Annotated in this window: 31 protein-coding genes; 9 read left to right on the top strand and 22 right to left on the bottom strand. The window is 53.1% G+C overall.

Features of this window, described 5'->3' with window-relative positions; translation table 11 throughout:
* Positions 1–417: 417 nt before the first annotated feature.
* The 3 genes from ACZM22_RS02930 to ACZM22_RS02920 form a co-directional block, all read right to left on the bottom strand.
* Positions 418–1,230, bottom strand: coding sequence for a hypothetical protein (locus tag ACZM22_RS02930; protein ID WP_489543039.1), 813 nt, complete (start codon positions 1,228–1,230; stop codon positions 418–420).
* Positions 1,227–1,760 carry a hypothetical protein gene (locus tag ACZM22_RS02925; protein WP_489543038.1) on the bottom strand — a complete coding sequence of 178 codons (534 nt, stop codon included), beginning with the start codon at positions 1,758–1,760 and terminating at the stop codon, positions 1,227–1,229. The genes ACZM22_RS02930 and ACZM22_RS02925 overlap by 4 nt, the downstream gene beginning before the upstream one ends.
* A gap of 101 nt (positions 1,761–1,861) precedes the next feature.
* Positions 1,862–2,419: a recombinase family protein gene (locus ACZM22_RS02920; RefSeq protein WP_489543037.1), complete on the bottom strand. Its 558-nt coding sequence runs from the start codon at positions 2,417–2,419 to the stop codon at positions 1,862–1,864.
* Between the two features lie 85 nt (positions 2,420–2,504).
* Between ACZM22_RS02920 and ACZM22_RS02915 the strand changes: the two genes are divergently transcribed.
* On the top strand, positions 2,505–2,801 hold the full coding sequence (locus ACZM22_RS02915; RefSeq protein ID WP_178870752.1) for a nucleotidyltransferase family protein: 297 nt from the start codon (positions 2,505–2,507) through the stop codon (positions 2,799–2,801).
* Entirely contained in the window at positions 2,788–3,141 is a 354-nt protein-coding gene (locus ACZM22_RS02910; protein WP_417306279.1) for a HepT-like ribonuclease domain-containing protein, read from the top strand. The genes ACZM22_RS02915 and ACZM22_RS02910 overlap by 14 nt, the downstream gene beginning before the upstream one ends.
* Positions 3,142–3,238: 97 nt before the next feature.
* Here the strand turns inward: ACZM22_RS02910 and ACZM22_RS02905 are convergent, their stop codons facing one another.
* The 13 genes from ACZM22_RS02905 to ACZM22_RS02845 all read right to left on the bottom strand — a co-directional run bounded on the left by ACZM22_RS02905 (position 3,239) and on the right by ACZM22_RS02845 (position 14,248).
* Complete coding sequence (locus ACZM22_RS02905; protein WP_489543045.1) at positions 3,239–3,610, bottom strand: DUF3846 domain-containing protein; 372 nt, start codon at positions 3,608–3,610, stop codon at positions 3,239–3,241.
* Positions 3,611–3,626: 16 nt separating this feature from the next.
* Positions 3,627–4,535: a class II glutamine amidotransferase gene (locus tag ACZM22_RS02900; protein ID WP_489543036.1), complete on the bottom strand. Its 909-nt coding sequence runs from the start codon at positions 4,533–4,535 to the stop codon at positions 3,627–3,629.
* The gene (locus ACZM22_RS02895) at positions 4,535–5,629 is read right to left on the bottom strand and encodes an amidoligase family protein (RefSeq protein ID WP_489543035.1); all 1,095 of its coding nucleotides are present in this window, start codon (positions 5,627–5,629) and stop codon (positions 4,535–4,537) included. Before ACZM22_RS02895 ends, ACZM22_RS02900 begins: the two co-directional genes overlap by 1 nt.
* Positions 5,630–5,879: 250 nt before the next feature.
* Positions 5,880–6,950 carry an NAD-dependent epimerase/dehydratase family protein gene (locus ACZM22_RS02890; protein ID WP_489543034.1) on the bottom strand — a complete coding sequence of 357 codons (1,071 nt, stop codon included), beginning with the start codon at positions 6,948–6,950 and terminating at the stop codon, positions 5,880–5,882.
* A gap of 13 nt (positions 6,951–6,963) precedes the next feature.
* Positions 6,964–7,680 carry an IspD/TarI family cytidylyltransferase gene (locus ACZM22_RS02885; RefSeq protein ID WP_489543033.1) on the bottom strand — a complete coding sequence of 239 codons (717 nt, stop codon included), beginning with the start codon at positions 7,678–7,680 and terminating at the stop codon, positions 6,964–6,966.
* A 24-nt stretch (positions 7,681–7,704) separates the two neighbouring features.
* Entirely contained in the window at positions 7,705–8,697 is a 993-nt protein-coding gene (locus ACZM22_RS02880; RefSeq protein WP_489543032.1) for a glycosyltransferase family 2 protein, read from the bottom strand.
* 1 nt (position 8,698) lies between these two features.
* Positions 8,699–8,860, bottom strand: coding sequence for a hypothetical protein (locus tag ACZM22_RS02875; protein ID WP_489543031.1), 162 nt, complete (start codon positions 8,858–8,860; stop codon positions 8,699–8,701).
* 3 nt (positions 8,861–8,863) lie between these two features.
* Positions 8,864–10,057 carry a CDP-glycerol glycerophosphotransferase family protein gene (locus ACZM22_RS02870; RefSeq protein WP_489543030.1) on the bottom strand — a complete coding sequence of 398 codons (1,194 nt, stop codon included), beginning with the start codon at positions 10,055–10,057 and terminating at the stop codon, positions 8,864–8,866.
* A 150-nt stretch (positions 10,058–10,207) separates the two neighbouring features.
* On the bottom strand, positions 10,208–10,795 hold the full coding sequence (locus ACZM22_RS02865; protein ID WP_489543029.1) for a D-sedoheptulose-7-phosphate isomerase: 588 nt from the start codon (positions 10,793–10,795) through the stop codon (positions 10,208–10,210).
* A gap of 2 nt (positions 10,796–10,797) precedes the next feature.
* The gene (locus ACZM22_RS02860; RefSeq protein ID WP_489543028.1) at positions 10,798–11,820 is read right to left on the bottom strand and encodes an HAD-IIIA family hydrolase; all 1,023 of its coding nucleotides are present in this window, start codon (positions 11,818–11,820) and stop codon (positions 10,798–10,800) included.
* Positions 11,817–12,872 carry a glycosyltransferase gene (locus tag ACZM22_RS02855; RefSeq protein ID WP_489543027.1) on the bottom strand — a complete coding sequence of 352 codons (1,056 nt, stop codon included), beginning with the start codon at positions 12,870–12,872 and terminating at the stop codon, positions 11,817–11,819. Before ACZM22_RS02855 ends, ACZM22_RS02860 begins: the two co-directional genes overlap by 4 nt.
* A 225-nt stretch (positions 12,873–13,097) precedes the next feature.
* Entirely contained in the window at positions 13,098–13,763 is a 666-nt protein-coding gene (locus tag ACZM22_RS02850) for a tyrosine-type recombinase/integrase (RefSeq protein WP_489543026.1), read from the bottom strand.
* Positions 13,764–13,900: 137 nt separating this feature from the next.
* Positions 13,901–14,248, bottom strand: coding sequence for a hypothetical protein (locus ACZM22_RS02845; protein ID WP_483267925.1), 348 nt, complete (start codon positions 14,246–14,248; stop codon positions 13,901–13,903).
* A 290-nt stretch (positions 14,249–14,538) separates the two neighbouring features.
* Between ACZM22_RS02845 and ACZM22_RS02840 the strand changes: the two genes are divergently transcribed.
* The 3 genes from ACZM22_RS02840 (at position 14,539) to ACZM22_RS02830 (ending at position 16,426) form a co-directional block, all read left to right on the top strand.
* Positions 14,539–15,132, top strand: a complete 594-nt coding sequence (locus tag ACZM22_RS02840) for an RNA polymerase sigma factor (protein WP_489543025.1) — start codon at positions 14,539–14,541, stop codon at positions 15,130–15,132.
* Positions 15,084–15,980: a DUF4367 domain-containing protein gene (locus ACZM22_RS02835; protein WP_489543024.1), complete on the top strand. Its 897-nt coding sequence runs from the start codon at positions 15,084–15,086 to the stop codon at positions 15,978–15,980. Before ACZM22_RS02840 ends, ACZM22_RS02835 begins: the two co-directional genes overlap by 49 nt.
* Before the next feature lie 206 nt (positions 15,981–16,186).
* The gene (locus tag ACZM22_RS02830) at positions 16,187–16,426 is read left to right on the top strand and encodes a hypothetical protein (RefSeq protein WP_483267928.1); all 240 of its coding nucleotides are present in this window, start codon (positions 16,187–16,189) and stop codon (positions 16,424–16,426) included.
* Between the two features lie 193 nt (positions 16,427–16,619).
* Here the strand turns inward: ACZM22_RS02830 and ACZM22_RS02825 are convergent, their stop codons facing one another.
* From ACZM22_RS02825 to ACZM22_RS02815, 3 genes are all read right to left on the bottom strand, one after another.
* Positions 16,620–17,741 carry a hypothetical protein gene (locus ACZM22_RS02825; protein ID WP_489543023.1) on the bottom strand — a complete coding sequence of 374 codons (1,122 nt, stop codon included), beginning with the start codon at positions 17,739–17,741 and terminating at the stop codon, positions 16,620–16,622.
* 133 nt (positions 17,742–17,874) lie between these two features.
* Positions 17,875–18,042: a hypothetical protein gene (locus ACZM22_RS02820; protein WP_483267930.1), complete on the bottom strand. Its 168-nt coding sequence runs from the start codon at positions 18,040–18,042 to the stop codon at positions 17,875–17,877.
* Between the two features lie 123 nt (positions 18,043–18,165).
* A complete protein-coding gene (locus ACZM22_RS02815; RefSeq protein WP_489543022.1) occupies positions 18,166–19,920 on the bottom strand; it encodes a hypothetical protein in 1,755 nt (584 codons plus the stop codon).
* Between the two features lie 273 nt (positions 19,921–20,193).
* Here ACZM22_RS02815 and ACZM22_RS02810 point away from each other — a divergent pair, with 273 nt between their 5' ends.
* Positions 20,194–21,930 (top strand): recombinase family protein, encoded by a 1,737-nt coding sequence (locus ACZM22_RS02810; RefSeq protein ID WP_489543021.1) that lies wholly within the window; start codon positions 20,194–20,196, stop codon positions 21,928–21,930.
* Positions 21,931–22,116: 186 nt separating this feature from the next.
* On the opposite strand, the gene ACZM22_RS02805 is transcribed toward ACZM22_RS02810, so the two are convergent.
* Positions 22,117–23,712, bottom strand: coding sequence for an Eco57I restriction-modification methylase domain-containing protein (locus ACZM22_RS02805; protein WP_489543020.1), 1,596 nt, complete (start codon positions 23,710–23,712; stop codon positions 22,117–22,119).
* Positions 23,694–24,002: a helix-turn-helix domain-containing protein gene (locus tag ACZM22_RS02800; protein WP_417306762.1), complete on the bottom strand. Its 309-nt coding sequence runs from the start codon at positions 24,000–24,002 to the stop codon at positions 23,694–23,696. Before ACZM22_RS02800 ends, ACZM22_RS02805 begins: the two co-directional genes overlap by 19 nt.
* Before the next feature lie 354 nt (positions 24,003–24,356).
* Here ACZM22_RS02800 and ACZM22_RS02795 point away from each other — a divergent pair, with 354 nt between their 5' ends.
* Positions 24,357–24,578, top strand: coding sequence for a hypothetical protein (locus ACZM22_RS02795; RefSeq protein WP_489543019.1), 222 nt, complete (start codon positions 24,357–24,359; stop codon positions 24,576–24,578).
* Between the two features lie 86 nt (positions 24,579–24,664).
* Here ACZM22_RS02795 and ACZM22_RS02790 read toward each other — a convergent pair whose 3' ends face one another.
* On the bottom strand, positions 24,665–25,096 hold the full coding sequence (locus tag ACZM22_RS02790) for a hypothetical protein (RefSeq protein WP_489543018.1): 432 nt from the start codon (positions 25,094–25,096) through the stop codon (positions 24,665–24,667).
* Between the two features lie 119 nt (positions 25,097–25,215).
* Between ACZM22_RS02790 and ACZM22_RS02785 the strand changes: the two genes are divergently transcribed.
* Positions 25,216–25,776, top strand: a complete 561-nt coding sequence (locus ACZM22_RS02785; RefSeq protein ID WP_489543017.1) for a DUF5662 family protein — start codon at positions 25,216–25,218, stop codon at positions 25,774–25,776.
* Positions 25,777–25,886: 110 nt separating this feature from the next.
* On the top strand, positions 25,887–26,774 hold the full coding sequence (locus tag ACZM22_RS02780; protein ID WP_489543016.1) for a 4Fe-4S cluster-binding domain-containing protein: 888 nt from the start codon (positions 25,887–25,889) through the stop codon (positions 26,772–26,774).
* Positions 26,775–26,832: the final 58 nt, after the last annotated feature.

Raw genomic sequence — 26,832 nt, 5'->3', positions numbered from 1 at the left:
TAACCTTTAACTGTCCTCTAATTGGGCATACTATTTGTAGATTCCCAGTCAGTTCCATGATTGATACCCCTTTGCTGTGTTTGCTTATATTCAAAAGTGTACCATTTTCCGACTCAAAACACAAGGCAAAAAACAAGGCTCAGAAGTCAGTTTTGACCTCTGAGCCTTTGAATTATTCCACCGGCTTAATTGTAGACTCAATGTAGTCAATTTCCTTTTGCGTCAGATTGTACTTCTCATATAACATCTGGCCTGTCCATGGATGTTAAAAATCCAGTATAGGAACGAAGCCAAAATTTTTCTTTGCATATTCCGGATTTTATTCGCGATTATACACATCAACATTTATCTCGAAAAGGGACTTTGCGAAAAGAAATGCCAATGATCACGCATCTCTTGTACCGTTCCTATTCACAATCAAAGCTGCTTCTGCCGCAGCAGAATGGTAGTACACACTCTGTCCGTGATGAGCCCTCGATCCCGCTGCGGATAATATCGCAGCAGTGGCTTCAGCCTTGCAAGGATATCCTCTCTTGACAGCTTGAGCAAATACATCTGCTTACCGTACAGCGCCCGGACTGCTCCCGCCTGCCGGTTAAAGGTCGTGCCGAACGGACGGGCACGCTGCGCCGCGATCAGGGCTTTCGGCTCAATATCCATGGGGGCTGTCCGCGTATTGGAGAGCAATCCCGCACCGTTATCAAAGATGGGGCAATAATCGTATTTACCATCGCACTCCAGAACCGCGATATTGTTCAAATGGCGGTCGTCGTTCAGAAACAGCGCGTCTACCTCGAACAGTAGGGTCAGATACTGCGGAAAAAGCTCCAAGCCCGTCAGCTCCGCCGTAGCATCGGCCAGATAGGCAATGCGCTTCTTGTCACTGGATTGCCGCGACAGAAGGGCTCGAAGGGACACCTCGCTCTCACGCTTGTAGAGATGGCTCAGTGTGATGATGGATTGTCCCGGCAGCAGGAAATTTTCACTGCTGCATCCTGTCCGTTCGACACCATGTGCAGTGATTCGTTCCATCTGATAGCGGGTAAAGCGAAACGGGTAGTCCTGCTCGCAGTTGCTGCGTTCCAGCAGCTGAGAGATCAGCGTCTCCGCCAAAGCCTCATACCCAAACTGATCCAGCTTGTACCAGCGGTTGCCCTCTACCCACTTCTCCTGATTACCCTTTGAAGATGTTTCGGCGATCCTCTCGTTTGTCACAAAATGTATGCTCATTCTGTCACCTCGATCCACTGCTGATCCTCTGCCATGCGACCCTGTGTGCGTTTTACGATCTCCCACGGGTCGTACTCATCCAATCCCAGGGCGTCCAGATATTCTCGAATGCCCTCCCGCTGTCGTGGAATACACCGTTCCTCCAGAAAAGCCATCAAATCTTCCCATGTAGGCAATCGGTTTTTCCCGAAAGCGGTTTTCACCAGCTGCCTTGTATGGTTCTCCACGCAAAGCGTATAATCCGTAAAATCCACTGCGATGGTAGTACACAGTGTCTTACTATTCCAGAATTTTAGCCTTTTCACGCAGTGGGACTGCGCTTTTTTTTCGCTGATAAACTCCTCTATGGTGACGACTTTTGTGATTACGATTCTGTTTTGGTCAAAGGTCAACTCCACCTCCCGCTCCTCATCGGTAATGCCCATGGCTCGAAGCCAGCGGGACGGGAGCGTGACCTTATGTGTTTTTGCGCCAGCACCCGCCGTTCCCCCGGCTGTGCTGCTGTTGATCCGCGCCAATCGCCTTTCCATGTTATCACCTCTTTGCGCTTTGAAATATATCATATTCGGTACGAATAGTCAATATGCACGTCTTGTAGAATCTTATCCGTGCAGGGGGCAAAAAGTCAAACTCACGATAGCTGCAGCCTCTTTACTTTTCGATAAAACGCACTCTTGCTCATCCCCATCTGCCGCATGGCCTCGGCAGCGGTGATTTCCCCACGCCGCCACTTAACCATGACTTTCTCAAGTTCCGGCGGTTGAATGGGCTTACGCCCTTTGTAAACGCCGTTGTCCTTGGCAATGGCAACGCCCTCCCGCTGGCGCTGGAGGATATACTCCCGTTCCAGTTCTGCCACCGCGCCGAACACTGTCAGCATGAACTTGCCGGTAGGCGTGGTGGTGTCGATAGTCTCCTTCTTGCTGACAAATTCCACACCTTTGGCGGACAACTTCTCCACCAGTTCCAACAGATCACGGGTATTACGGGTAAAACGGCTGATGGACTCCACGATCACCGTGTCGCCCCGCCGGACGTATTCCATCATCTTTTTCAGCTCTGGGCGATTGGTATTCTTGCCGCTCATGCGGTCGATGTAGACCTCATCCACCCCCAACTGCTCCATCAGCAGCTCTTGCCGTGCCGTGTTCTGATCGGCGGTGGATATGCGGATGTAACCGATTTTCAATTGCGATACTTCCTTCCCTTGTAAATTCGTATTTATTTTGTTATACTATGCATACAAAATGGCGTTTTGATGGGAGGTGTCCTCGATGAAAACATATACTCTAAGCGAAATCAAGACCATTGTGTCACGTCTTGCCAGGCAATATGGCGCGGAGCGCATCTACCTGTTCGGCTCCTATGCCCGTGGAGATATGACAAGCGGGAGTGATATTGATTTGCGGATTGACAAAGGCAGCATCCGCGGTTTTCAGTTGGCAGGGCTTCTGCTCGACCTGGAGGACTCTCTTGGCGTGCCGGTAGATCTTGTCCCCACCACCAGCCTTGATTCACATTTTCTTGACTCCATACGGAAAGATGAGGTGCTGCTGTATGAAGCCTCTTGACCGCAACATCGGTGCTCTGGAGCATATCGTTGTCTACTGCCAGCAAATCGAGCAGACTGTTGAACGCTTCGGCAACAGCGCTGAGACATTTCAGAACGATCCCATTTACCGCAATGCCGCCGCACTTTGTATTTTGCAGATCGGTGAGCTGGTGGGTAAGCTGACAGACGAATTCCGTGAACAGCACCCCGCCGTGCCTTGGCGTCAAATCAAGGCTATGCGGAATATTGTCGCGCATAGCTACGGCACTGTCGATCCCGAAATCACATGGGAAATTATCACGGATGAAATTCCTCAACTAAAGGCATATTGCGAACAAATCATTGCCGCCGAACAATAACGTAGTCCCAATAGAGTCCCTCCCGCAGATGGCACGTGCCAAAATGCGGGAAGCGACCCTATTGGGACTCTTTTTCTATGTACCGTTAGGGTACACCCTATTGGCACGGTTCCTCCACCGGTACACAGATGATCTGACCGTTGACATTGACGAAGAACTCCGGCTTGGCAAACCGTCTGAGCCAGTAGGCAACCTGCTCGTCCGTCAGAGACGTGAAGTTCTCGCTGTCTGCCAGTGCGCCGCAGATGAAGAATGTTCCGGCGATGGCATCATAGATTTCTCCATCCTCATCCCGCAGGGCGCGGTTCAGCGGCAGTCCCAGCAGCTTGCCCTCATCGTTGCAGATCAGGGCTGCGTCTCGTCCTCCGGGTTCGTACACAGCTTGAATAAGACCGCCAACAGCACGCTGCATACTTGCAAGGCTATCTTCCAATTCCATTTCACAGGCTTTCCTCCCAACTTCTACCATTACTACTCGCATCTTTTCATACCTCCCCGCAGCACATGATCTCCTCTATCTCCTCCGGGCAAAGACCATAGCTGAGAAACACATCTATGTCGTGGGGGGTGTAGCCGTAGGCAGACGCTACGGATTTCAGATCGTTGATATACTCGTCCTGTCCGGCGTACACGTCCCAATACGGCCAGCTGAAGCGCGCCGTGCCGTCCCAGAGGTTGCGGGTATCAAAGCGCTCAACGGTGTACTGCCCCTGCCGGTCTATCCGCAATATATCTCCCTCCCGAAGCATCACCTCAAAGGGCTGCTCCATGCGTGGCATGCCCTTTTTCAGCCCCTTCTTGAGTATCTGCTCCGTGCTGGCGTAGACGTACAGGCTCATGCGTGGAAAGTGGTACAGCGTCAGCGGATTGTTACCCTTGATGATGTAGAGGTTGTCCCTACTGTCCAAAACAGACAGCGTCAGCGTGCCTCTGAGGAACTCTACGGCACTGCGGATGCTCCGGAAGCTCAGCTCGCCCTGCTGCGCCAGTAACTGCACGGCCACATAGCTGTCTGTCTCGATTCGGGTATGGGGCAGGTTCTTGTCCTTGCGGAGCGTCAGGTCATTGTACAGCACACCGTTGTGCGCCAGCGCGAAGGGGATACCCGCTGTGCCCTCGAAGGGATGGTTGTTGTAATTGTGCTTCTCGTCTCCTTGGGTGGTCATGCGCGTATGCCCCATAATGCAGACAGCATCATCGGGCAGTCTGAATCGCATCAGGTGCGCGGGATAGGGGCGCTTGTAGACCGTCAGGTGTCCGTTGCGGTTATAGGCGATGCCGGTGGCGTCCGTACCGCGATCTTCGCTGGCAACGGCCAACGCAGAGACAAGACGCTTCTTCTGCGCGGCGGTCAGGCTATGGCCGTAGTCGTAAATTCCAAATAAGCAGCACATCAGACTTCTCCCTCCACTTCCACAGGCTCATTGATGTAGAGATTGCGCTCCTTCAGGTACTGCACCAGCTCCGGCTCTTTGATGGCACTGACAAAACTGCTCCAGGACAGGTCGTGCAGCTCATCGTCGGACATAAAAATCGCCGCATCGCAGATGTGATCCACCATCTGCAATGTGGCGATAAGCGTATTCAGTTTCAACGTACCCCGGAACATACGGAATTCGATGGTGTCCACGTTGGTGAGGTTGACGCAGGTGTAGCGGCTGCCGTGGCCTTTTTTGACGTGTTCCAGCATTTCACCCGGTCGATCCCGGTAGCCGTAGCGGGCAGCCCACTGCTCCAACTGCCGCTGGGTACGGCGGGAGAAGCGCAGCAGCTCTGCCCAGTGGCGCTCTACGAAGAACAGCACACGGGCAATGGCGTTGTCCTGCGCGTCCAAAGTGTCCCCGAAGGCCTTGCGGGATACATGGACGTGCAGCCCGCAGGTGCCCGCCTGATGGGATAGATACCCCATGCCAATGGCTTTATCCAGCACCTCCGCCCAGGGCATCTCATGCAGTTGGCAGTCCAGTGACATGGGATGAGTGACGATCTCAAAGCCGTCGTCCAATGAGCCATCGTGCTTGCAGTAGGCCAGTGTCTTTGACTGGTTGACAATGTCCATCAGTGCCTCCGCGCTGCTGTCACATTCACCACCGTCATCGATCTCCAGTTCCACGCCGAAGTAGCGTGGGCCTTCGCCGTAGAAGATGGGGTAAGGCTTGAAGTAGTAGTCGTGGATGGGGCTGTTCTCGATGGTAGAGCAGCAATCGGCACAGTAGGGATCGTCGTTGTCCAGTGGATACCAGCAGTGGTCGGTGTCGATGATGCGCCCGCAGCGGACGCAGCGGGTGTAGTCCCGGTCGTAGCATTCGGGGCAGATGGGGAAGTCATCGTTCTCACTGCGGTTGTGGATGCGTAGGAAACGGCTGCCGCAGTCGGTGCAGACAAGGGTCAGGTCGTCCAAACAGTCGGGGCAGTAGAGCCTGCCGTTGAACTCGGTAAGCTCTCCTTCGGCAGTACCACAGTGGGCACAGGTACGGAGTTCGGTCATAGCAAAATTCCTCCAAAATGTAAAATTAGGCCTCTGGGAATTACCCAGAGGCCTTCGTAGTTATAATATATACTTGGAAGATGGGAAAAATCGGGAAGTCAATACATCTGTCTTTTACAAGCGGGTTTCAAAAGATACTTGTTCATCTCACTGGTTCCTGTATCGCACCATACCCTTTATCGAAACTCCTTATATTGGTCACAGATGGCCTGCATATCATCGTTGAAAGTGGCTTGTTTGCCATAAAGCCTTATTTTCGTAGGATCTCCCGCAAGATATCAATCGTCTCCGCAATGCCATCCTTCATACTATAGTGGGGCTTCCAGCCGAGTCCGCGCAGTTTGTTACCGCACATAAGAGCCTTGGTCGCCGTGGAGAAACCAGCCTTCTCCACAGAATCGGGCAGGTCAAAGATGACCTGTTTCCCGGTGTGATCAGCCACCAGCTTTGCCAAGTCCCGCAACAGGATGTCCGAATCAGGATCACCCAGATTGTAGGCCTGACCGCTTTCGCCGCGCAGAAGCACATGAAGCAGGCCGCTGACGGCGTCATAGACATGGGCGTAGGAGAAGAATTGTGTTCCCTCACTCTTCAGAACGATATCCTCACCGCGAACACCGTTCAAAATGAACTGCGCCGCCGCCTTGCTGTCCTCCAACCGCATCGTCGGGCCGTAGATCCGGGGCAGACGGATGATGACCACATCTGCGCCGTGTTCCCGCATATACGCCTGACACAGGGACTCGCTGACGCGCTTCGCTTCCTGATATCCGGCACGCAGCGTATTGCAGTTGATATAGCCGCAGTAGTCCTCGGTAAAATACTCCGTGTCGCCGCGGTTATTACCGTAAATCTCTACGCTGGAAAGCAGCAGGAGCCGCCCATGTCCTTGGCGCGCCATGTACGACAGCAGATTATTGATGCCGAACACATTGGATAAAACGGTGTTTACCGGCTCCTGGGCATAAGCCACAGGATGGGTGGTACTGGCGGCGTGAATGTAGTAATCCGGCTGCAGCGGCAGCGCAGGAAGCTCCTGTGCCACATCGCAGGCCAGAAAACGGAGTCGCTCACTGTCCTGCCACGCCGCAAAGCGCTGCTCTGCGGTGTGCCGGCTGCGGGCGAGCGCGATGACGGTAGTCTGCCGTGCTGCGGGGAGTTGACAGTTGCGTGTCATGAGTACATCCACCAGAAAACTGCCGATCATGCCGGTGGCGCCGGTCAACAGAATGGTTTTGCCGTCCAACCGCTGCAGAAGCTGCGTTTCGCCGATAAAACGTGCCAGCAGGCGCTGGTACTCTCTTTGCTCGGTGATGGTCATAAGTTACCCCTTGTTATTTCAGTATGCTGTTTTTTTCCATGTCCAGGTAGGCACGAAACAGCGCAAAATCATCTTTTGTGGTGAGCTTGATATTTTTTTCGGAGCCGGCCGCAAAGTACAGCCGGTGACCCAGCTCTACCATCAGCGTGTTGGCGTAGGTGGCCGACTGGATGCCGACGCCCGTTGCAAACGCCTCTCGATATGCATCCGCAATGATACCGTAGCGGTACGCCTGCGGTGTGGACACTCTGCGCAGGGTGTCGCGCGGGATGTATTTCGTGGTGGTGAACTCATCGTCCTTTACGAATATCTGCTCGTTATACGGCAGTGAGGTGACGCCGTTTCCGTACTGGCGGCATTTCACGATCACATCGTCCAGAACAAAATTCTCTACCATGGGGCGTATACCGTCATGGATGACGAGAATATCCTCCGCGCCGCAGACATCGGACAGATTTTCGATGCCGTTGCGAATGGATTCTTGAGCTGTACTGCCGCCGGAAATGACCCACTTCAGCTTGTCAATACCAAACTGTTTGGCATTTGCCCACAGCACCTCGTGCCAGCCATCAAGACAAACAACCTCAATGGCATCGATCTGGGGGTTACGCTGAAAGCCTTCCAATGTATAGATAATGACCGGTTTGTCGTGTATGTGCAGAAACTGTTTGGGAATGTCCTGCTGCATTCGCTGCCCGCTGCCGCCAGCAATGATCAATGCTACGTTCATAATGCTCCTCCTTCGCTCAGGCCGTCAGGGCCTGAAAAATTCGCTGTTCGTGTAGAGCCGATGCACACCGCTGCTGGTTTTCTTTACACCGCCGTTGGTATTGACGATCTGCGTGTACACCTTGCGCCATTTGCGGCGCATGCTCTCCAGCAGCGCCTCACGCTGGTAGATCTGCTGTACCGTTTTGTTGTCCAGCAGCGTATAGAACAATTTCTGCAGCTCGGTCAGGGCCGCCTTTTGATAGGCGGAATTGCCCTTTTTCCAGTTGTTTACCGCCCACGTCACCTCAGTCTGCATAGGAGTCAGCGTAGTTCCCAGATACTTCTGGTAGGACGCTTTCAGCATGTGCCTGCCGATAGAGACATCTCTCTCCAGAAAGACGGCGGATGCGTTTTCCGCCCATCTCCGGTATTCAAACAGACTTGGTTCCCTGATATTCGCCAATTTCGTATCCAAGCTCGCGCGGAAAAAAAAGTCAAAATCTTCCACTCCCTTTAACGACGGGTCATACCGCAGTCCCAACTCGTTGATTCGCTGTGTGCGCATCATTACGGTGGGGTGCTTGAGCGGTACGCCAAAGAGGCAGGCAGTCCGAACGGCCTCTGGGTCCGAGGAGTTTTCCAGAATCCAACCCGGAGAGTTCATGACAGACGGGATCACGCCGCAGATATCGACATCGCGGTAGGTGTCCAGATACATGGCCTGCACACGGAAGCGCTCCAGCCCGGAGACATCATCGCCGTCCATGCGGGCGATATATTCGCCGGTGGCATGATCGAGGCCCACGTTCAACGAAGCCGCAATGCCCAAGCGTGAACCGCTGTTGGAGATGATGCGTATGCGGGGATCACGGGCGGCATACTCCTCCAGCAAACGGTGGCACGCTTCTCCGTTGCCGTATTCTTCAACGATCAGGAACTCGAAGTCGCCCATCGTTTGCTGCAGGATGCTGTCCATCGCCTCCGGGAGAAACTCCTCACCGTTGTAGATCGGCATCACGACAGATATCTTTGGCATATCACTTCACCTCCTCGGACAGCAGGCCCTTGACAAGATCCTCCACAATGCGGCGGCCACACTGCCCATCAAAGAACGGGACACACTGCGCCGCCGCCTGCCGCCGTGTCTCGCGCTTGTAGTCAAACCCCTTTTCCACCACAAAGTCTAGAAAGAGCTTCATGTCCTAAAATTCGCTGCCCTGATAGTAGCTGTCGAAGATGGGCGCCACCGCGTCCAGCATCCGCTCCTTGTACCACAGATTGGTCATGTACAGCGTGGGCTTATCCAGTACGCAGGACTCGACCATCAGCGCCGAACGGTCGCCGATGATGCAGTCCGCGGAAATGAGCGCGGGCATGTAGTTGGGCTCATCATACATATAGACGTTAGGGCAGTCAGCCAGAAGCTGGAAAAACTCACGGGCCTGCTCTCCCATGCCGAATTTTGCGTACTGCTCCTCAAATTTAGGGTGGGGCCGGGCCAGCACAAAGAACCGGTCCTGCAGCTCCGGGAGATACTTTGCAAACTGGATGTAGTCATAAATGCTGGTTTCAGGGATATCGGGCGTACCGTCTTTGGCGGGGAAATGCATCTGCCAGAACACGATCTTCCGTCCTGCAGCCTGCTGACGCAGCGCGGGCGGGAGCAGATCGTCCTCGGAGTGCAGCGCATGGTAAATGATATCGAATTTGGGATAGCCGGTGATCCGGACGGGGGCGGCGCCCTGTGCGGACTTCAGCCGGTGTGCGGTCTTCATCTGGGGCGAGAGCGTGTATACGCGCCACGGTGTTGCCAGAAACTTATTGTTCGAGAATATGTAGTCGCACCACACATCCTGTGAGTATTCAATGCCATAGGGCACATAGGCGATGCGGATGCCCAGACTGCTCATGGCATCGCTTTTGAGGAAGTCGGGGCGGTGCGAATCGTCCCACGGCGTCTGATAGATCATGATATGAGGTTCAAATTCCTCAAAATCAAATTCCTCGGCAACCTCAAAGGGAATACCGGAGGCAACCAGAAATTCCCGCGCGCCCTTCATCTGGTTCTTTTCCCTCTGCTCCCGGTCATACAGAAGGAAACGGACATCAAAGCGCCCGTCATCCTTCAAAATCTCCCAGACGCTCTGGAAGGAGGGCCAGCAGGAGGGGATCTGGAACAGGTAGACCAGTCGGATCTTCTCACCGCTATGATAGGGAATGCGGTTTGCTTTAGCCAGCAGTTCCGTCAGATACCGGTTGGTACGGGAATTGTCGGAAAGCTTTTTCTCAACGCGTTTGAAACATTCCCACGTCCAGTGTTCCACAGATTTGTCCATGTATTTGTACGCCGTTCGCAGCAGCACCACCATCAGATATTGCAGAGGCAGTGTCACCACATGGGCGCTTTTTTTTATGATTTTTTTGACCCGCGAGCCGGGGGTGGGGTTATTTATAAGAAAGCGGTCCCACCTCTCACGGCAGCGCGCCGCGATGTTTTTCTCTCCAGACATACAGAAACCCCTTACTAACTTTTTTATGGCAGTGCGTTATTTTTTCAGATGATCCTTTCCACACAGATACTTGTAGAACATACTCATCATCAGGTGGTCGAAGATCATGTGGATGTCCTCAGTGACTTGCATGCTCATCACCGGCGCGTGCAGCGAGATGTCGCACAGCTCCTTGAGTTTGCCGCCGGTATAGCCGGTGATGCCGATGACCTTGCAGCCCTGGGACTTGGCGTATTCCACGGCGTTGATCACGTTTTTGGAGTTGCCGCTGCCGGAAATGGCCACCAGCACGTCGTTGGGCTCCAGATTGCCCCGGAGCTGGAAGCGGAATACCTCCTCATAGCCAATGTCGTTGGCAATGGCCAGCATGGTGGCCACGTTGTCGTTGAGGCAGTGGAACCGGAACGGCACCTCAATGTACTCGGAAACGCCCTTGTTGAAGTCGTTCTGGAAGTGGGAGGCAGTGGCGGCGCTGCCGCCGTTGCCGCAGATATAGATGCGGCCCTTTTTCAGCCGTGTCTCGTCCAGAAAGTTCAGGCACTCGTTGATAGCGTCCACGTCCAGCTGCCCCAGGATCTGCTGCTCCAGCGCGATGTACGCGCGAATATCCTTTGTATAGTCCATAATCAACCTCCGATGATCTGTTTCACGACGTCCAGCAAATCTGCGCCGATGCGCTGGGGCTGCACATCATATTTTCCGTCTTTTCCAGCCTCACCCGTGAGGACGAGGGCTGTATGGGTGCCGGCGTTGAGGCCGGTCTGTATATCCACGGTGGTGTCGCCCACCATCCACGACTGCGATAGATCGATGTTGTATGCCGCTGCGCAGGCGGTGAGCATACCGGTGTCCGGCTTGCGGCAGCGGCAGGGGATCTTGTAGGCGGGATTCTCCTCCGGATAGCCCTTGTCGGGGTGGTGGGGGCAGAACACGATGCCATCCAGATACGCGCCCTCCTGTCCCAACAGGGTGGCGAGCTTGCGGTGGATCTCCTCCACATCCGTCATGCCGCACATGCCGCGGGCCACCACCGGCTGGTTGGTGGCCACGATGGCCAGATAGCCGGAGCGGTTCAGCAGGCGGATGGCCTCCGCCGCACAAGGCTCCAGCTCCAGCTGTTCCGGGCTGGAGATCAGGCCGCGATAGCGGTTCACCGTGCCGTCCCGGTGGAAACGGATGAAATTCAGACCGCCGTAGGCTGCCGCGTACTGATCCTGCTTGCCGATGGGACTGCCCAGCTTTTCAATCTCGACGCGGCAGGCTCGCTCCGCGATCTCGCCCTTGGACATGTACTTGCCCTGGTAGCAGTTCAGTGTGTTGATCAAGCCCACCGTGAACGTGCTGGATGAGCCGAGACCCGTGCCGCCGGGCACATCCGCCGTGGAGACGATCTCCACGCCATGGAGCTTCCTCTCGTTCAGCACGCAGTTGAAGATGCGGTGCCGGATCTCGGACAGGTCACCAACCAATTCGTTTTCCGAGTATTTCAGCAGCGTCTTGCTTTCGTCGAAGTACGGATGAATGGAGATATAGCAGTAGCGGTTGATGGAGGTGCTCAGCACGCAGCCGCCGTACTGCTCGTAAAAATCTGCCAGGTCACTTCCACCACCGGCAAAGCTGATGCGGAAGGGTGTTTTTGTCATGATCATGCGGTTTTCCCCTTTTTTCCATGTTTTAATGTGCGCCTGAGCTTTTTGGCCGTGTGCAGGAGATACGCTGTGGCTGTCAGGCCGGTAAGCCGCAGTAGAAGGCGCAGAAGCCGGATGAGCCGGTCGCGGTCGCCGGACAGGACCTCCCGGGCATTGGCAAAAAGCTGCCGTCCCGCCGTTCTGTCCGCCGCCGGTATCTCGTAGATCTGCGCCATATTGAGAACATATTCGAACTGGAACTGCGCCGTCACGCAGTCCGAATAGGGCAGGGCCGCTTCCCGCAGCCGCCGGATGGAGCGCTCCAGTACGAACACGGTATCCTCCAGACGGCGCAGGGTGGGCCTGTCCATCAGAGATGTGCCGCGCCCCACGGCATAAAGGTAGTACGGGTCGTGGTAAAACGCGGTGTCTGGCCGGGCCAGCAGGACGCTGGTGGTGTAATCCACATCTTCGCTCATCCGGTTTTCCAGAAATGTGATGCCGTTCTGCATCAAAAAGCCGCGGCGGCAAATGTACCTCCATACATTCCAAAAACATCTGTGCTGCCGCAGTATTTTCCCGATGTTCTCCACACCCTGAAAATTACCGCCCTCACCGATTTGAAACCAAGGCTCTAGCTTCCCTGTGCGGTGATTATCATGGTAGAAGTCAAAAAAGTATACATCCCTATGGGAGGTATCCTCCCGTATGCGTTGCAGCGCATGGGTGAACTGTGCCGTGTCCACTTGATCATCGCTGTCAACGTATATGAGGTAGGTCCCGTAAGCCTCACGTACCGCACAGTTGCGGGCATTGGACAGTCCTATTCCATCCTGCCGCAACAACCGAATATTGCCGTTTTCCTGTGCATAATGTTCTGCAATAGTTATGCTGCCATCTTCGGAGGATCTCAGGGCAAGAATGATCTCATCTTCTGCTCTCAAAGCAGGCAACATGCTGTCCAGGCACTGACCAAGGTATGGCTCTACGTTAAAAACAGGGATCACCACGCTAAATGAGATCTTCCCTTGTAAGCCACCCCCATCGGCACCCTGCACTTTTGCATTTGCCATCTACCCTGTCCTCCTTGTTCCGTCCCTGCCGCGTGCCCCATTCATGACACAATTGTTGTTTCGCCCTTATTCCCTTAAAGCGGTGCAATAAGAAAGCCCCGCAGCTACAGCTGCGGGGCAAAATGAGCGCAAGCGAACAGGCCGTTTCAAAATGCAGCGAAACGGCCTTGCTTTGCTGTATAAAATTGAGTGGTTTGCTTGACTGTTTTCATGAAAAGTGGTATCTTATATGCGGAATACTTTTGATTTATCAGATAAAATCTCTGCCCAGATAAACTTCCGGGACAACCCGTTTCCTTTTTTCGTCAGAAATATCTGCCCTTGGCGGATGTTCCTCTTTTTGGCGTATTTCAGCAGCTTGCGGCACAGCTTTGTGGGCAGCAGAATCGTTCTGATCTTGCCCTTCAGGGCGATTTCTGCCACGCCGTTTCGCGCCGCCTCCACGGTAATGTATTGCAGCTCACTAACACGGATACCCGTGGCGCAGAGGGTTTCCAGCAGGAGCAGCAGCCGTATGTCGCCCCGCGCCTGCGCAGCGTCCAGCAGCCGCTGGTATTCAGCGCGGGTCAGCTCCCGCTCTGATTTGCGGAACATCTGCCGCTGGAGCTTGAGGTACCGCACCTTGCAATCCTCCCGCCCCATGCAGACGAGCAGCTTGTTCACCGCAGCCAGCATGGCATTGACGCTGACGGGGCGGTAGCCCTGCTCCAGCAGCTGTGCTTTCCACTCCGCAGTCAGTGCCTTCGTCACTGTGCGGCCATCCAGCCATGCGGTAAATTTCTTTGCTGCGCGGAGATACGCCTCAATGGTGGACGGCTCCCGCTCCTCCTGCCGCAGATATTTTGCAAACCGCGTCAATTCTCTTTCCGTGATCTCCGATCTCTTTCGCATAGCCATAGCCTCCCAGTTGTTTTTGAGTATTGTAGCAGGCGGGGACGGGGATGGCAAAATATGGGATGCCCCAAAATCAACAGCCCGTGGCTTTATACGAAAGCCTCGGGCTGTTGGTTTAATTCTTTTCTCCTCCTCTACGCGCTGGGCAGGCTGTTGATATAGGCGGCCAGCCGGATCACGAATCGTATGGCCGACAGGTCCGCCACCCGAGGGAACAGATCGGCGAATAAGAGCGTACCGCCGCGGGACGCCTCCTCGGCTGTGCGGCGCACGGCGCTGCGGACCGCGGAAATGGAGACGCAGTAGAGCTGTGCGGCGGGTTGCAGCACTAACGGAGCAAAAAAGAGCCCGCGCAGCGGCTGGTCCGCTACCAGCGCGACGGCGTAGGCCGTGTAGAAAAACTGGGTATGGTCCGCGCTTACGCCAAGATCTCGGAGCAGCGCATACACATTCACATGAAGACTTTCAAAATCGCGGTGCATAGCAGTGATGATCCCCCCCCTTTGCGGCGCGGAGCATGGCCCCACAGTCTCTCTTTTTTCTATTTGGCCAGTGGCGCAATATGTCACAAGAAGTAAAAATATGGAATTTCCAAAAGCAAAATTTTACCAATCATGCATAAATAATTAGATAATTTTCATAATTTTTTGTTGACTTTTGCCATTCCGCTTGTATAATGTCAGCGAAGGAGGAGTCCCAGCGCCAGCCTGGATGAGAAGAAATATGGCAAAGCGCGATGCCGGTTTTCAACAGAAATAAAGGAGATGTCTTTGTGGGTTTGGGGAACACAAAAATTCGGGAATTGTATGAAACGGAATATCCAACGCTGTTTCGGATCGCCTGCGCGTCCGGCTTGGGAAGGAGCTTTGCAGATGACATGGTACAGGAGTCGTTCCAGGCCCTATTGGAGCGGCGAGATGATCCGAAGGTGGCAGAACACGAAAATCTGCAGGGCTGGCTGGTGGTCACGCTGCGAAACAAGATCGCAACGGAACTGCAGCGGAAGTGGCGTCATGTGGAGCAGCCGCTGACGGAAATATCCGCTATCACCGAGACCAGCTGCGAGCCATCCTTTCGCGACTCACTGCCGCGCCAGCTGACGGTAGATGAGAAAGACCTGCTCTGCATGTACTATGAGCTGCGGCTGAGCCACCGTGAAATCGGGCGGCTCCTGGGTATTTCGGAAGCGGCCAGCCGTATGCGTCTGATCCGCGCCAGAGACAGCTATGAGAAGTGGAAAAAGCTCGAGGAAAAAACAGAGAAAAAATTGTTGCATCGCGTGCAGCTGCACAAATATAGAGACGAGGAGGTGTTGGAATGTCCGAAGCGGAAAGAGTACCCCGGGGCGGCAGGCCGGGCGCTCTAAAGCAAACTAAGGGGCATCAGGAGGAAACCATCCGTGATCACTGGGCGGAACTCGTGCTGGGAGCTGGAGATTCTGATGATATGCCGTCAGAGCTGACGGACATCGCGGAGGCCCTGCAAAAGCATAATCCGGAGATGACGGTAACCAATACGCAGGTACAGGAAAGCTGGCGGCGCTTTTGTACAAAGAACCCGCAGCTTTTGGAGCCTGACGAGACTACCGCACCTGCCGCTGCGGAAAGCAGTCAACTTCCTGCAAAGCCTTCCCGGAAACCGTTCAAACGACTGCTGATTTTGGCAGCTGCGCTGGCGCTGCTACTGTCGCTGTTCACGGTACAGGCGTCCGGCTTTGATCTGTTCCGGACATTGGCGGAATGGACTGCGTCCGTTCTCCGCATCGGGAACGATGCCCCCGCGCAGATCACAATGGGGGAAAACGATCTGGCGGAGGGAGAGGTCCGGGCCTACGAGACGCCGGAGGACATGCTGGCCGATCTGCATATCAGGGGGGATGTGCTGCCGACCTGGATACCGGAACGCTTCTCGCTGCAGCTGTGCGAAGCCACGAAGAATGAAGCAGGAACCAGTTTCAGGGTAGTTTATGCCTCTGGTGATGAGTGTTTGGCGGTAAGAATATGGCAAATTTCCGGTGATGATGCGCCCTTAATTGAAAAGGACCGGAAGGATGTGCTGAGGCTTGTTGTCAACGGCGTTGAGCACTACATTTTTTACGACGGAGAATCTGGTATGGAAAAAGTAGTGTGGAGCAGCGGTGACTGTGGCTGCCGCATAACGGGAAATGTATCACAGGCTGAATTGGAAAGGATCATTAAATCAATAGGGGGGTAAATACTATGAGGTCTTCAATTAAAGCGTTCGTATCGGGTATCCTGGCGATGTGCATGCTCTTGAGCTTAGTGAGTGCAGCATATGCGTCGACAGACGCCAGTGCACATCTTGATAGCTATCGGGCTATCTGCACGGCAAAACGCGGCAGCATGGTCGCAGTGACCGTTGAAGTTGACGGAACAGGCCTAATGGATGATATCGGAGCCGTGAATATTTACGTATATCGATCCACGGACAACGAGCACTTTTATTATCTGCGCACCTTCAGTTATGAGGATTTCCCTGCGATGATGACGCACAACGCGTATTACTATTCCAAGACGCCCATCACGTTCCAAGGCGTCGCAGGCTGCTACTACTACGCCAATGTGGATGTCTACGCCGCCAAGGACGGCTCGTCCAGTACGCGGACCTATATGACGAATGTAGTCCAGGCCGCAAACTGAACCGAGTCGTTCAAAACTTTACAAGGGCAGGTATGATGGTGCTACCATGCCTGCCCTTGGCATTTCCGGCTGTACACATGTGTTGAAAATATGCGTCACAGCGAGGATAGCTTTAATTCATACTATCGCTCAGGAATTCCTCATTATACTTCTGTTAGGTAATTCAATCTATGATTCTTTCATCGTGCCCTTTTTACCACACCACCACGTTTCGGTGTGCTATTTTTTGCAGTAAAGTAGACGGCCCCGGCATCATTTTTGCACAAAACTTCTTTCTCAACGGGATGGGGCTGACACCCAGCTTTCTAAATTGTGCCAACACCGCTTCGGCATCATAGCCTTCTTTTCGCAGCTTTTCTTCCCCTTTCTCCAGTGATTTTATTCGCGTCATCAGCATGGCCAAGCGCATCATGCCTTCCCGTAATCCAGTGTCCGCTTCTCTGCAGATCAATTCGTTAAGTGCGTCCGGCTGCATAAATCGATCATCTGGAAATGCCCGTCTGAAACACCGCGTAATATACTTCTCACTTTCTTTGATATAATACATTAAAAGGCTCTCAATGTCGGTTGTTCCCAGCTTTTTCTCTATTTTTGAGACTCTTTCCCGCAGTTCATGTATTTCAAATCGCAGGATACCTTTCGGCAGCTTTTCTTCATCCAACTGCAAGCCATTTTCCACGATTTGGTAGGTCTTATCATAAACTACCAGTTCGCGCGACTCGTGCTTAAACGTTATGTGGTGTTTGTTATACCTGTTGGCAGCTTTCCTATCAGAACCTTTGTAATAGTATCTCTCATACTTTGGCGGTGTCGGCAGTTTGCGCATCGCTCGCAGTAGCTCCTTAAACAGCTTAGATGTGTCGCACCGAATATTCACGCATAGATCCACTCGTGAAAGCTGGTAGGCATTTAATGCACAGGGCAGGCCGGAATCTTTCAACAGCATTGTAAATTTCTCACTCATCGTCCTAATGCTCTCCTCATCAGGCGGCAAAATGCCCAAGTAGGACGAACTTGGATCAATCAGTTTTCGGGGATTCACCGCGATCCGCAGATAGCACGTTGAAACCTGCTTATGTACATTCTTTTCTAAATTGATCCTCAGCCCCTCTCGCCAAAACCATTTGCAGCGATAGCGCTCTCCCTCGCCTTGCCAGCCCCTATCACTGTACATTTCCCCTTTGGGGCATTTCTGATATATGCTGTCACGTATCCTTTTGTATTCCTTGTTCGATAGTTTCTTCACGATTTCAAGCGTATGAATCGAAAATCCATCCGGTTCCAACTGAAAACTTCCTGCGCCCAGCTTTTTCATCATCTTGCTCCTTTCAAAAAAAGTATTTCTTTCTTCTCTTCAACGTCCTTTATTTGCTGTTTTAAGAGCTTTTTCTTTTAGTTTTTCTTTATATCAATAGACATTTGCAAAAAAAGAACGGCACCAAATAATTTCACTTGGTGCCGCCTTTCTCCGGTTCTCTTATTTTCTTCTCGATTTCAAGCCGCATTTGCCTGAACTCCGCCTCGGTTATCGTCCCCTTCTCCAAGAGCAGCTGATTAAACCACATCAGCATCCCCCAGCGGTAGGCGCTGTCTCGCGTCTGTGTCCGTTCTGTCATTGTCCGACCTCCTCATTTGCATGTACCCCACACCACCTCGCAATTCGATGTGTATATTTTTGTCTTTGAATTCTTCAAAAAATAAATGCCCACTGCGGTAATCTTCTCCGCAGCGGGCATTCTTTATTCAGTTTTCTGTGCAATCAGCGCGGTCAGCTCCAGCAGAATATTCCACGCCCCTTTTGGCAGCCATGACAGCTTCTCAACAGACAATACCAGCGTTGCACAGAGTCTGCTTTCCCCGTCAACCGGCAAGCGAACATTTTTACTCTTGCCTACCAGATAGTCCGGCTGTTGTTCCCTCACCGTCTTGATGACCGCGAGCCAGTCACATTCGAACGGCATAAGCATTGGCGCTATCTCAGTCAGCATATCCTCGCGGATCTGCAGCGTTGGCACTCGATGCCGGTGGCCATCTTTCCCTGTCACTTGAAATCCACGGACATAGCCCCAAATGACAGTGCCATCCGCTTTTTTCATTGGGAATTCTCCTTTGACCGGAACGGCCATAAAGTGCTTACAATTCTCTGGTGCAACCATCGCAGCTACCAGCTTTTCCAATAGATCCTGGCTGTCCGTCTCATAGTTCAGAACGTGCTTTGAATCGTCCACTGGCAAATCATCTACGGGCGCTGGGTATACATCTGGCAGAAGGACGTGCAGCCATCCGTTCAGCGTGGCCTGACCCTCATCCGCCTTCCAAAATCCCAGCATGTTCATATATGACATCAGTTCCCCAAGAACAACGATCTGCGTCTCCAGCCACAATCTCTGTAGACCCCGATATTTTTCTGTTCCACGCCTGCTATTATGCGTATCGATCCTCTGACTGGCTACTTTCAGGTGTTCCAAAAGTAAACCTCTTTCCCGTTCCTTTTTATTGGTTACTTCCTGTTTTTCTCCTTCCGTCTCCGACAGCTCACATGTATATATCCGTCTCAAAAAGCCATCGATCAATAACCGCACCGCCGCAAAATCCCAAGCATCACCACACCATGACCGCGCCAAAATCTTTCCCTCTATCCGTATCGGCATTTCCAACTCACACTTATTACCCAGTTGGATGATCGTGACCCACCGGTTTCTGCGCACAAAATTTTCAACATCAAAAGCTCTGAAGAAGGCTGTATTGATTCCGACAGCAGTGTCCCGATACTGCGCCGCTAAAGGTTCATCAAAGTATTTCTCATTGTTTTCCTTATCCCGCTCACCCTTACAGACCTGTGCATATGCACAGTCGATGATCTGCCTTTCATTACCGACCGACGGCAAATACGCCGGCAGATGGCTTTCCACAGATCCTGCTGCAGCACCAGCTATAAGCAGTTCTTCTGTGTCAAGGAAAAGTGATGCCATGACCTGGCGAAGTGCGTTTCCTGCCCCATCCGCCCGTGAGCACACGATGCGCGGGGCGGTTTCATAGGGCACGGGTTCACCATATGTAAAAAGCTCCCACTCACTGCACAGCCGAAAAATATACCCCGAAAGGCTTGCACTGACAACCTGTAAGATCGTCCTGCGGCCATCTACATCCGATCCACAGCTATTCAGCATCTGCAGCAGTGCTGCGCAAGCATGATGCTGCGCTTCCTTCGATTGCTGCTCAATAGGTACTCCCATATCACACCGATCCGAAAGATATTCTATCCCTGCTTCAAAGTTCCGCTTCCGGAAAGTAAAGTTGTCCTTACCTGGGATTTTAGCTTCGAGCTCGCGTATACGTGCGATGGCCTTGTGTGGGTTCTGATAGTATTCACTTTGAACTGTATTGATTTTCTTCCCACGCCAGATGCCAGCAGCGTGATACAGCAGCGCGACCTCTCCGTTATCATACTGATACTCCCACGCAGTAATCTTTCTCTTTTTACCGTCGTTCACTGCAATAGCCTCCTCGATTCAATATATATTCTATTGTTCCTCATCTTTTTAAAATGCAATACTGTAAAGAAAACTTTTCATATTAAATGTATCAGAAGCGGAGAAATAAGCCAGCATTTTCTATCATATTTTTATTTTTATAAAATTACAAAAACGCAATAACATAATAATATAAATTTTTCAAGTGTACTTCCTGTTTTGCAATTGATTTCTTCTGTATACTTTCATATAATATAGAACATGATACGACGAACTTTTCAGAAAGGAGCCATTATGGATATACATTCTGTCAGGCAGCAGCTGCGGACAAAGAGCATCTATGACATTCCCCTGCGGGTGACGTACTACGCCCGCGTGTCCTCCGAGTCTGACGAGCAGCTGAACTCGCTGGGTAATCAGATTCAATACTACGAAGACCTCATCCACCGGAATACCGCGTGGGCATTTGTACCCGGTTATATCGACGAGGGTTTGTCCGGCATCTCTACCAAGCACCGCGAGAACTTCAACCGCATGGTCGAGGATGCAGCGGAGGACAAATTTGATCTGATCATCACCAAGGAGATCTCCCGTTTTGCCCGCAACACGCTGGACTCCATTCAGTTTACGCGGCAGCTCCTCGGTTACGGCGTGGGTGTGTTCTTTCAGAATGACAACATCAACACCTTCGATGAGGACTCCGAACTGCGGCTGTCCATCATGTCTTCCATTGCCCAGGACGAGCTGCGCAAGCTTAGTAGCCGCGTAAAATTTGGCCATCAACAGGCCATCAAGAATAACGTGGTGCTGGGAAACAGCCGCATTTTCGGCTATCGCAAGGAAGACCGCAGGCTGGTCATTGACGAGGAACAGGCACCTATGGTGCAAGAGCTATTCGAGCTGTACGCCACCGATCAGTACTCCATGAAGCAGATCGAAACCCTCTTTTGGGAGAAGGGCTACCGCAACCTCAACGGCAAGAAAATCGCCCACACCACCATGTCCAATATGATCTCCAATCCAAAATACAAGGGCTACTATGTAGGAAACAAGGTCAAGGTGGTGGATATGTTCACCAAAAAGCAGAAATTCCTCCCACCGGAGGAATGGGTCATGTTCAAAGACGAGACGGGTGAGATCGTGCCCGCTATCGTGTCCGAGGAGCTGTGGGACCAGGCCAATGCCATTCTCCGCCGCCGCAGCGATGACGTAAAGAACCGACAAGGCATTTGCAATCACGCCAATCTGCTGACTGGAAAGCTCTATTGCACCTGCTGCGGCACCACCTACTACCGCCGGGAGTCTCAGGACAGACAGGGCAACAAGAACAGCAAGTGGGTCTGCTCCGGCAAGATCAAAAACGGCGCAGACTCCTGCGACTCCTTCCCCATCTATGAGGACGAGATCAAACCCCTGCTGCTGGATGTGTTCCGCGATACGGAGGCCAGCGCAGAGGCGCTGATCGAAGAATATGTAGAATTATATAAATCTCTGAACCGTGGCGGTAAGCTGGATAAGCAGATCGCCTCGCTGCAAAAGCAGCTGGAAACCGTGGAGCAGAAGCGCATGAAGCTGCTGACCTATAACGCCCAGGGAAAGCTGGATGATGTAGATTTTCTCGCTATGAACAAAAAATGCTCCGCTGAGGCAAAGGAACTGCAAACGCAGTTGGCAGAGGCGCTTACACGGCAGGAATCCACCGGCAGCCTAAAGCAGCAGCTGGATACGATTCGCACCGTCCTGCGTAACGCCCAGAAGGATGCCACCAAAGGTGTCATTACCAAGGAATTTGTCACCCGGTATATTGACAAGATCTTTGCCACGCCGGAGGAGGATGGTTCTCTGCGGCTGGACATCAAGATATTTACCGGTGAAACCTGTGAAAAGCACCTGCAAAACCTGCGGCGTCAAGCAGCGGCGCAAACCGCTGTGCCATCGGCGATCGCGGCGTTTTCACCGACTGGTGATCCCGAAGTTTCTACGGGTCACACGTTCAAGAAGATGATCGAGTCCTACGAGAAGAACCTGTAACCTCTCCCACAGAAGGGGCGTCCGGCTTTTGGCCGGACGCCCCTTTTCGCTTACCGGCATCACTGCCCAGGACAGCTCGCCTTTTCGGTGAATATCTCCCTCAAGCACCGTTACCGTGTATCCCAGCTCAGACAAACGGCCGGGCGGAAGAAGTATTCGGGAAAATTACCGGCCGCCGCGATTGGCTCACCTCTTCTTTGCGTTTCTCCGGTCTTTTGGCAGTCTCCAATACCTGAGCGTTGATACAGCGTTTCGTATCTGCTGAATTTCTTCCGTTGAAAGCTGATATATCTTTGAGAGAACAAGCTCATCTCCTAACTGATATGCAGCCTGCAGGCCCCTCTCTTTTATACAATCGTCCAATTCCCTGAACACGCTTCCGGCTTCCTCCTGCGATATTGCATTTACTACCTCTATCCTATCTGTCTCGCCCGGGATCAGGACCAATACCCCGCCGCCTAAAGAGTGGACGTTGAGCTCGATCGACAGAAGCGTAAGGCTGTTGTACCACATACACACCAGTTGTTCCGCAGTGATGTCTGACTTTATATGCCCTGCAAGCAAGCTGTTCGATACCACGTATTTCCCGTCATTGACTACTAATTTGGGAGCATCTCCGAAAACCGTCAAAATCAAATCAGGGATCTCAATGCCCGGCGTAATATACCACGGCTTTCTCTGCCGGCACTTATAGCGCAAATGAACACCGGTCTCCACCCCATGCCTGATATACCGTTTGTCTGCGGCCGTTAAATTCCCGGGCACGAAAAGATTATTGAGCTGCTGATCGGGGCCTGCAATTGCACCTATACCCGTTCCGCCGCTTATTTCCTTTCCGCTGCTGATGCACGGGAGGAGACTTGCAGAAGGAAGCTTATAGCGCCTGCAGGTCTCCTTATTGGGGTGGAAATAGTTTTTATCGGCGCAAATATATCCGATATTGAATTTGCACAGGTCGATCAACGGTATGATCGTTTTTTTCTTCCGAAGCATTTCTATCATATTTCTCTGCTTTTCGCTGAGCATTGAAAAGGCAAACGGCTTTTTCCTATGTATAATGTCGGAAATCTTAATTTTGTTTCTGCGTGATATGTTGTTTGCAAGCAAATCATCGACCCTGTCGTAAATCTCAAAATCCACGCAAGGTGTACTTGCCCCGTATTGGTCTGCAAGCAGCAGAACGGTCTCCACATCAACATCAGGAAAAAAGTCCTCGTGTATGCGAATGATCTTAACAGCGCCAAAATTGTTGCCAAGATACGTCCACAGGGGATATGAATACTTCACATAGGTTATTTCAAAGGGCAGCACAAAGGCCATGCGCCCGTTTGGAGCCAGCATATTTGACGCATGGATGGTAAACGGCATCCAAAGGCTGCCGCTCGACAACATCTTGATTTTGTAATGAGCCATTCGGTCAATGGCCCTTGCACGGTCTTCCTCCTTTAGATTTCTCAGACTGACATAGGGAGGATTCCCGACTACCGCTGAAACTGCAATTTTTTCAGAGCATTCCATGAAGTCTTTGCAGCAGCCGGCAAATGACGTCGGTGCGGAGTCTGCATATTTTGAGAAAACAGCAGGCTGCACCTCAACGCCGATGACCGTGGGCGTATCGTTGCCAAGCGCGGAAAACCTGTTGAAAGCAGCGTCTAAAAAAACGCCGTCGCCAAAGGCAGGCTCCAATAATGTGTCGGATCGATCTCTCAAAGCCCACGCAGCCATATAATCAGCAATACGTTGAGAAGTATAATATGACCCTGTTAATCGAGTGACTTGCATACGGCGCCTCCCGCGACGATCTGTTCAATTTTTTCCATTTTTTGAATTACTGCATTTCCGGTTTCGGTGATATGGTAACTGCCTTTTTTCTGCTGCTCCACACACCCCACCGACTGCAATTCCCGCAGCCACTTGTTTATTGTTGCCGGACTGCTGCCATACTCGGCGGCGATCTCCTCCTGCGAGAAATTGACAGCTGCGCCGCGAGAGGTCTCTCGTTCCTGACTCTTTAGCCAGCTCAGAAAGTGATACTCCTTTGAGCCAAACAACTGTATTCGCTTGTCTGCCACGATAGCGTCACCCATTTCTATGATATTTTATAGCATAATAAACTAATTTTTAACCGCATTATACTATAATAAATTATCGTGTCAAGCATCACGCAATATACAAAACAGGGCAGACTTTTCATTCGGCGTATTTACCGTCAGTCAACATCGACTCCTACGAGAAAAACCTGCATCCTTTCCCGCAGACGGGGCGTCCGGTCTTTCGGCCGGGTGCCCCCTGCTTATCAGTATTACTAACATCCCATATCATATTTCATAGCTTTACTTTTCTCGTTAATTATCCTACTATACAGGCACAGTAACGAAAGATCCCATTTTTCGATAATAAATTCACGTTCTAAGGAGGAACTTATCATGAAGAACATTGGTGCTTACGTTTTCATCACTATCGTCTCTCTGGTCATGGTCGTGGCCACCGCTTTCCTGATGACCGCCGCCGATGAGCCCATCCGTCAGGCCGGTATGTACCTGCCTCTGATCTTCGGTGCTCTGGCTACCTGGAGCGCCTCCAGAGCCGGTCTGCTGGAGATGGACTGTGAGGAGCACACCGCCCCCACCGCCGCGCACGCCGCCTGAAGCCTCGGAGCGCGCTCTGCTCTCCTTCCTGAAGCTTTTCTCCAAAAAGAAAGACCCGCCCTCGGCGGGCCTTTCTTTTTCCCTTTTCACAGCCGCCCCAGCAGCAGGTATACCCCCGCCAACAGCAGCAGCGGCTCTGTCTCCCAGCACCCCCACGCCTCCGGCAGCGGGATATCCTGGGGCTCGATGACGGAGCCGTCCAGCGCCGTCACCTGCCGCTGCACACACAGCACGCCCCGCCGCGTCAGACTGGACAGCGTCAGCGTACTCTGGGGCGACGGCCCGTAGCTCACTGCCTGACGCACCGCCAGCGGCTCCGTCCACACCCCCTGGGGCAGCAGCAGCGTCCGGCACCGCAGGCCGCCCCGGGCCGTCAGGCGGCGCGCGCCCTCCCGATCCAGCGCCAGCAGATCCCACCCGCGGCGCAGCACCTCCCCGTCGTCGGGCCTGCACAGCTCCGGCGGCAGCGCCCGCTGCCACGACGCGCCGCTGCTGCGATAAAAACCGTGCTCCGCCATGTTCCTCACCTCGTGTTTAGTCTGCCGCGCAGGGAAAAACTTATGCCGCCCATTTTTTTGCTGGGCTTTTTCGCCGGAATGTGCTATACTGGCGCTACTACCCTAAAGGAGGCTGTCCCATGCAGTTCCGCGCCCATCTCCATACCGTGAATCGCCACCGCCGGCTGGTCCGCCGCTATTGCCTGAAGCTGGGTCTGGTGTGGCAGGGCCTGACCCACGACCTCTCCAAATACAGCCCCACGGAATTCTGGCGCGGCTGCAAATACTATCAGGGCTGGCGCAGCCCCAACGATCAGGAGCGTCTGGAAAACGGCGTCAGTCTGGCCTGGCTGCACCACAAGGGCCGCAACCGCCACCACTTCGAATACTGGATCGATTACTGCCGCCGCGAGGACGGCACCATCTACATCGGCGGCTGCAAGATGCCGAAGAAGTACGTGGCCGAGATGTTCTGCGACCGCATCGCCGCCTGCCGCGTCTATCAGGGCGACCGGTATACCGACGCCTCGCCCTACGACTACTATCAGCGTTCCAAGGACCTCTCCCGCACGGACGCCAGCCGCTTCATGCACGCGGACACCGCGGCATTGCTGGACCGCTGGCTCCTGCTGCTGAAGGAGCAGGGGGAGGACGCGGCCTTCGCCGCCATCCGTCAGGAGCTGCGCGACAGCACATTTTAAGGCATCGTTAAGAGAAAAACGAGGATTTCCATATCTTTTCCTTGCTTTTCCCCCCTATTGGGTATACAATATTTTGCGTACATTCACACACATGAGAGGTTATCAGAGACATGACCCATCCTTATAAAACGCGGGAGGGCGGCGCCACGGTAACGGTGTTCGTCCCCTACGACTGTCAGAATCACTGCCCCTTCTGCATCAACAAACAGGAATACGCGGACTGCACCGGCTTCAGTCTGGAGAAGATCCTCGCCAGCATCCGCACCATGGACGCTATCACGCCCCGCTGCGACTTTGTATTCACCGGCGGCGAGCCGCTGGCGGATCTGAACGCGCTGCAGCAGATGCTGGACGCCATTCCTACCACCCACAAGGTGTATATCAACACCACCTTCCCCGCCCAGGAGACCACCACCTTTGACGAGATGCTGGCCTTTACGGAGCGGAACAAGCACAAGATCACCTGCATGAACATCTCCCGCCATCTGGTACACTACGTGGAGGAGAGCCCTGATGAGATCCTGGGCAAAATTGCCTGCCCCACCCGCATCAACTGCGTGCTCTACAAGCACTATCCGGCGGACAGGCTCCCTGCCTATGTGGAGCGCTTCCTGCCCTACAACATCCCCATCCAGTTCCGCTATGACTACACGGAGACCACGCCGGAGAACCTGTATGAGGAGGACAACGACAAGATCCTGCAGGACCTGAAGCGCCTGTTCACCTACAAGGGTCTGGACGGCTGCCGCATGCGCAACGGCTTCCACTTTGTATACAAGGGCCTGCACATGACGTACCACAAGACCCTGCCCTACTCCACCATTGTGGAGACCGGCGAGGACGGCGTGACCTACGACATTCTGTACGACATCCTCATCAAGCAGAACGGCGACATCCACAGCGACTGGACCGGCGTGAAGATGGACGTGGACGCCTACCGCAAGGTGGTGTTCGAGCCCTACGACCTCCGGGTACTGGACGGCGTGGTGGACTTCTGAGACAACAAAAAAAGATGACCGCATATGGCTCCCTGCTGGTAAGACAGTAAAATCAAAT

The sequence above is a fragment of the Vescimonas sp. genome (assembly GCF_057856985.1).
Note: the sequence above shows the minus strand (reverse complement) of the source record. Positions and strands in the feature narration are given on the sequence as shown.